This window comes from Ligilactobacillus pobuzihii E100301 = KCTC 13174, from assembly GCF_000349725.1.
Lineage (GTDB): Bacteria > Bacillota > Bacilli > Lactobacillales > Lactobacillaceae > Ligilactobacillus > Ligilactobacillus pobuzihii.
Genome location: NZ_KB714699.1, coordinates 38,731 through 44,730, shown reverse-complemented (window position 1 = coordinate 44,730; position 6,000 = coordinate 38,731). Strand labels below are relative to the sequence as shown.

Genomic DNA, 6,000 nt, shown 5'->3' with positions numbered 1-6,000 from the left:
AATTAGCAGAAAAGTATGATGTAGTTGTTATTGGTGCAGGACCGGCAGGCACAGCTGCTGCGTCAGCCATTAAAAGTAAGGGGCAAAAAGTTGCACTTGTTGAAGAAGACCTTTGGGGTGGGACATGCCCTAATCGTGGCTGTGATCCAAAGAAAATTTTATATACAGCAGTTGAAGCTAAAAAAAGGGCTGAATTGCTAACAAGTAATGGATTGAACTCACAAATAACGCTTGATTGGCCAGCTCTGATGGCAAATAAACGCGCGTATACAAAAGAAATCAGTCCGGCTACGAAAAAAGGTATGGAAAATTCACAGATTCAAACCTATGTCGGTCATGCTGAATTTGTCGCTGATACGACTTTGACAGTAGGGGAGCAGTTATTAGAAGCTAGTAATTTTGTAATCGCAACGGGTCAACGGCCTGCTTTATTGGATATTCCTGGACAAGAATTTTTAAAAACAAGTACTGATTTCCTAGACTTAGACGATATGCCTGCAGATATTACGATCATTGGTGGCGGCTATGTCGCATTTGAGCTGGCAGGTATTGCGGTTTCAGCTGGCGCTAAGGTGACAGTCTTAGTGCATAATTCACGCCCACTAAAGGCTTTTCCACAAAAACTAGTCACGGCTCTAGTGGAGCAATTGTCAAATCAAGGCGTTAAATTTGTTTTTGATCAAAATGTAATAGAAGTTGAATCAATTGAAAAAGGTTACCGTATTCATGGCGAAAATGATTATCAGCAAGATACAGATATGGTATTTGCTGCGGTCGGCCGCCAACCAAACGTGGACGATCTGGGGCTGACACAAGCAGGAGTCGAGTACTCTAAACAAGGTGTGATCGTGGATCGTCATTTGCGTTCAACAGCGGCACATATATACGCTATTGGCGATGCAGCAGCTTCACCAATACCGAAATTGACGCCAGTGGCAGGTATCGAAGCTAAATATGTTGCTGCTCAAATAGCGGGGCGCGATGATGAGATCACCTATCCGTTGGTTCCCACTGTCGTTTTTTCATTACCAAAGTTAGCTCAAGTTGGTATGACGGAAAGTCAGGCACAAAAGGATCTAGCACGCTATCAGGTCAAAGTTGTTGATATGTCAGACTGGATCACTTATAAACGTCAACATGAAACGAAGCCTTTGGTACAGCTGATCATCGACAAAATGAGTGGGCTGGTAGTTGGTGGTGCATGTTTGAGTATGGAAGCCGACGAAATGATCAACTATTTGACAGTACTGATCGGAGAAGAATATACGGCAAAAAAAGTTAAACATATACTATGGTCATACCCAACTACAGCAAGTGATTTGCAATATATTTATTAGTAAATAGGTGGTCTTATTCCAACCCTTACTATGTTAGTTTGCACAATAGCGTTGGAGTCGGGTAGGTCGAATTGCTTGTTTTTCTGAGCGATTCTAAATCAACTATTAGTTGAGTCTTAATTGAATTAGCGGCAATATTTTGGAATTTCATTATTATTGGAGGGGTTAAGTGAATACTGAAGACGAGGCAAAACAGTATTTAATCGACTATTTTATACAGGCAAATAAATTGAATCAGACGATTGCAGCGTTAAATCAGCTACGTGAGCAAGATCAGCCAGATCAAGAAAAGTTGAGTAAAAAAGTTAAAGAATATGGAAAAATCTTGGATAAACTAAATTCTGGTAAAGAAAAAATGGATAATAGTCTAAAAGACCTGGGATTTGACCAATCCCTTGCTAATTTTAGTCAAGAAGACCTAAACAAGTTAGCGAAGATCTTAGAACCTTAAAAATATTTTGAGAGAGAACAATTAGAGGAGAGAAGTAGACTCATGGGCAAGCAGAGTGATTCAACGATGCTAGCTGACAGACACACATACTCAAATCCGTTGTTTGACCCGAAAGCATTAGCTAAATTTGTCGCCGCAGACGATGATTTAAAATTTGCGGATCATAGTGAAGAAGCAATCTGGCTTTTTCCAAACGGTCAGCTAGTACAACCGAAGCAAAAAGATGATGAACAAAGAACGACATATCATTATGTAATTAAATATTACTTTAAATATGTTGGTTTAAAACAAGTTCCAGGAATCGAACAAAGTGACAAACATACTTTTAATAATTTAGTTACAAAGGGTGTTGGGGTAGTGAATTTAATTCCTGAAACTTGGTCAGCCTTGAAAGGTGACCAACAGGATCTGACTAAAACTCAGAGAAATTTTTTACTAAGCCAACGTTATAAGATCTATAGTTATGTTAAAAACCACACTATTACGTCTGAGTATTTGACTAAAATAGGAGCAAATTAATTTAAAAAGAAAGCTGGAAAATAATTAACTACTCGATTCTAAAGGCCGTCGATCTAACTTATTAAATGAGTTAAATCAACGGTCCTTAAAGCGTTGCAAAAGATATAAGCCATACTTTAACAATGATTGCGTTATGCTGGTTCTTCACTTTGCTACGATCCAAAATAATGTAATCGTCGTTACAAGCCAGCTTTAAAATGCCTTTTGTCTCGCTTACTTTCAGTGTAAATAAAAAGTTCTGCTATAAAAAGATAAAAATCATTTCATAGCAGAACTAATTTTAGATTGTTTAATTTACTTATCCTAAAAGTGTTTCTATAGGAACCTGAAAATAACGAGCAACCTCGGCCAATTTATTGCAAGGTGCAGTTTGATTCCAAGTTTTTAATGTTCCAGCGGGCAAAGCTAAGGCAAGCTCAAGTGTGTACAATGAAATATTTCTAGTAGCTGCTAATGTTTTAATTGTTTCAAAAATCAAAAAGACATCCCCTTGCACTTTGTAATTACTTTCATTATGCGATTATTTTGATCAGATTGAAATAGGTTTCAAATATCTTTAACAAATTAAAATAATTGTGGGCTATATATTTTTATAAATAAATTGAATAAGCAGCTTCGTTTTAATAGAATATTAACGAGGTTCTTGTTATACTAACAGTAACTTTAAAGCGAAAGTGAGAGATCCAAACATTGAAAAACTAATTTATCTTTTAAAACTATCGATAAAAGACAAGGCATAAGTGTGCCCTTTAATGGGTGTTAACTTTTGATGGTTGCAAAGGTAAATTATTTTAATGTAGTGGGTCTTTTTGTGTCCCGTAAAAAGACTGAAAGTTCCCAGCAAGTTAAATTACCTTAAAAAACCTATCCTTGCAGGCACAGAAAACAAGGAGATTTTTAATGTCTAAAATTGAAATAAAACAGTTAACTTTCAGTTATCCAGGGCAGGAAAAGAAGTTGTTTGAACAAGCTAACTTAAATTTAGATTCGGATTGGAAGTTGGGATTATTCGGGCGGAACGGTCGTGGAAAAACGACTTTGCTAAAATTATTACAAGATCAGTTAGAATATCGTGGGCAAATTTCCCATCAAGTATCTTTTAATTACTTTCCACAGGAGATCATCGATCCTGGTCAGTTAGCAATTTATGCTTTAGGTCAGGTGGCATCGTTTGAAGAGTGGCAATTAGAAAAGGAACTTAACCTGATGCAGGTAGATCCAGAAATATTATGGCGGCCATTTAAAAGCTTGTCAGGTGGAGAACAAACAAAATTAAAATTAGCGCTACTTTTTATTGATCAAAACCATTTTTCATTAATTGATGAGCCAACTAACCATCTTGATTTAGAAAGTCGAAAACAAGTAGTGACCTATTTAAGCCAAAAGAAACAAGGCTTCATTGTTGTAAGTCATGACCGTCAGTTTGTCGATGAAATCTGTGATCATATTTTGGTAATAGAAAAGGCACAAATTTCCCTATATCATGGAAATTATGCGACCTATGAGCAAGAAAAACAATTATCAGATAATTTTGAGATCGCACAAAACGAAAAATTACAAAAAGATATTGATCGACTAAAGCAAACGGCCCTTGAAAAAGAAAAATGGTCAGGGACACGTGAAAAGGACAAACGAGGTGATCCACGTAAAAAAGGTAGTGGTGCCATTTTTGATACGGGTCACATTGGAGCTCGTGCAGCACGGGTCATGAAACGATCCAAAGTACTCGAAAAAAGAATGGAAAATGAAATACAAAATAAGGAAAAACTATTAAAAAATATTGAACAAATTGACCAGTTAGCTCTTAATTTTCAACCAGGTCACCAACAAAAACTACTGCGTGTGGAAAACCTAGAGCTCTTTTATGAAGAAAGTCGATTATTTGAACCAGTTACTTTTGAAATTGAGCGAGGACAACAAGTCGGTCTAATGGGATCTAATGGTATTGGTAAAACCAGTATAATCGAAGCTTTATCTGGTAATTTTCCTGGTAAGCAAAGCGGATCAGTTAGGATTCCCCCTAAAATTAAAATCAGCTATATCCGACAAGATTTTGAATATAACCCGGGTTATTTAGCGGAGTTTGCCAGGAATCAAGGACTGGATTATGAGATGTTTTTAAATAATTTGCATAAATTAGGTGTGGAACGTTCTGTCTTTACTCAAAAAATCGAAAATATGAGTATGGGGCAAAGAAAAAGGGTGGAAGTTGCTAAGTCACTTTCACAACCTGCTGAGTTATATATTTGGGATGAACCGTTAAATTATTTGGATATCTATAATCAAAATCAATTGATCAAATTAATAGCTGACGTTAAACCAACGCTTTTGTTGATCGAACATGACCAACAATTTATTAAAAAGGTGACAAACGAACTTGTTCAGTTGAAAAGGTGAAAGAAGATGTTAGACCATTGATAATAATTCAAGAGAATTATTGTGGGTCGATATATAAAAAGACTGGAGCTGGTATGCTGGTAGTTTTAGATAGTCACAGTGTTGTGAGAGTTAGTTTACTTAATTTTATTGAGTTGTAAAAGATATTTTATAGAAATAATTACTTTTTTTTGTAGGATATTATATGAGGGAGAAACTTATGAAATTAGGTGATAAAATCAAAGATAAACGTTTTAAATTAAAATTAACACAGAAATGAGATGCCAAAAATTGTATATATTTTGGCAAACTTTATCTAGTTGGGAAAACAATAAGGCGTTATCAGACATTCAAAACTTAATTTCGTTAAGTGATCTTTATAGACATTTCTTAGGTGAGTTAATAAAGGAGGGACACAGGATTGCAAAAAAAATTAAAATTAAGGATAATTTAGCAGAGATAACTATGTATTTAGGGTGTGTTGTTGTCCCTGTCAGTATTGCTTTCCTATCAGGCAGCCTTTCTATTTTAGTATCTAGTGCAGGTATGCTATGTATTCTTTTCAATAAAGAGATAGCTAAACGGTTAGAAAAGATATTTATAAAGTAATCTTTTTTACTAAGTCTCTTTTTGTTATCTTTGTATTAACTAGGAAATAAATTATATCCATTATTGCAACCATAAGCTTGTGTCTAACACAGCTGCTAAATAAATTAGGGTTTGGAAGAATATTTGGAATTATCCTATTCGTTCTAGCGGTGATCTTATCTTTGGCGGGAGCATTCAGCGGGCTTAAGGGAATAAATTTTAAATTTTAAGGCTAAATATTTTTAGTTGAATGAAGTGCAGCCGAATAGACTTAGGGGTGAAATTGATAAAAAGCAGTTAGAAGTTCTCAAGCGATTATAGTCAGTGCAGTAGTTGCTTTAGAAATTACATCTAGTTATTTGATGAATCTGTATAATGGAGTCTCTTATAATCAAAATATCGCTAACTATGTGTTTTGATCTTAGGTATGATATTTCCAATCGTTTTGAACCGCGCCATAAGTATTGGAGAACTATGATTTTTTGCTATCCAATCTGCCTACTATCTCTTATTTACCTACTTTTATATCAGCTAAATGTTTTTCATAATCGCTATTAGTAAATGCGTTCACAGTATATTAAAACAATCACTCTGTTTTGGAGTGGTTGTTTTAATATATAATGCTAGTAAAAGATAAATCATATCAATAGATTTACATTCGATACCTGAAAGAGATAACGTTGCTATTCGGAGAAACATTACAACAAAATAGAAAAATTTGAACTTCTG

General features: G+C 35.1%; 6 protein-coding genes. 5 read left to right on the top strand and 1 reads right to left on the bottom strand.

Annotated features, from left to right (window positions below; genetic code table 11):
- The 3 genes from LACPOB_RS0108490 to LACPOB_RS0108480 all read left to right on the top strand — a co-directional run.
- Positions 1-1,337: dihydrolipoyl dehydrogenase family protein (locus tag LACPOB_RS0108490; RefSeq protein WP_017868414.1), on the top strand; the 1,337-nt coding region annotated here is incomplete at its 5' end.
- Between the two features lie 169 nt (positions 1,338-1,506).
- On the top strand, positions 1,507-1,788 hold the full coding sequence (locus LACPOB_RS0108485) for a hypothetical protein (RefSeq protein WP_017868413.1): 282 nt from the start codon (positions 1,507-1,509) through the stop codon (positions 1,786-1,788).
- 42 nt (positions 1,789-1,830) lie between these two features.
- The gene (locus LACPOB_RS0108480) at positions 1,831-2,307 is read left to right on the top strand and encodes a hypothetical protein (RefSeq protein WP_017868412.1); all 477 of its coding nucleotides are present in this window, start codon (positions 1,831-1,833) and stop codon (positions 2,305-2,307) included.
- A 298-nt stretch (positions 2,308-2,605) separates the two neighbouring features.
- Here the strand turns inward: LACPOB_RS0108480 and LACPOB_RS0108475 are convergent, their stop codons facing one another.
- Entirely contained in the window at positions 2,606-2,785 is a 180-nt protein-coding gene (locus LACPOB_RS0108475; protein WP_017868411.1) for a hypothetical protein, read from the bottom strand.
- Between the two features lie 422 nt (positions 2,786-3,207).
- Here LACPOB_RS0108475 and abc-f point away from each other — a divergent pair, with 422 nt between their 5' ends.
- Positions 3,208-4,704: a ribosomal protection-like ABC-F family protein gene (gene abc-f / locus LACPOB_RS0108470; RefSeq protein ID WP_017868410.1), complete on the top strand. Its 1,497-nt coding sequence runs from the start codon at positions 3,208-3,210 to the stop codon at positions 4,702-4,704.
- A gap of 270 nt (positions 4,705-4,974) precedes the next feature.
- Positions 4,975-5,292, top strand: coding sequence for a hypothetical protein (locus LACPOB_RS0108465; protein ID WP_017868409.1), 318 nt, complete (start codon positions 4,975-4,977; stop codon positions 5,290-5,292).
- The last annotated feature ends 708 nt before the right edge of the window (positions 5,293-6,000 follow it).

Excerpts from the sequence above, each read along its gene's own strand:
- LACPOB_RS0108480 (WP_017868412.1), top strand. The coding sequence starts at position 1,831 with ATGGGCAAGCAGAGTGATTCAACGATGCTAGCTGACAGACACACATAC.
- abc-f (WP_017868410.1), top strand. The coding sequence starts at position 3,208 with ATGTCTAAAATTGAAATAAAACAGTTAACTTTCAGTTATCCAGGGCAG.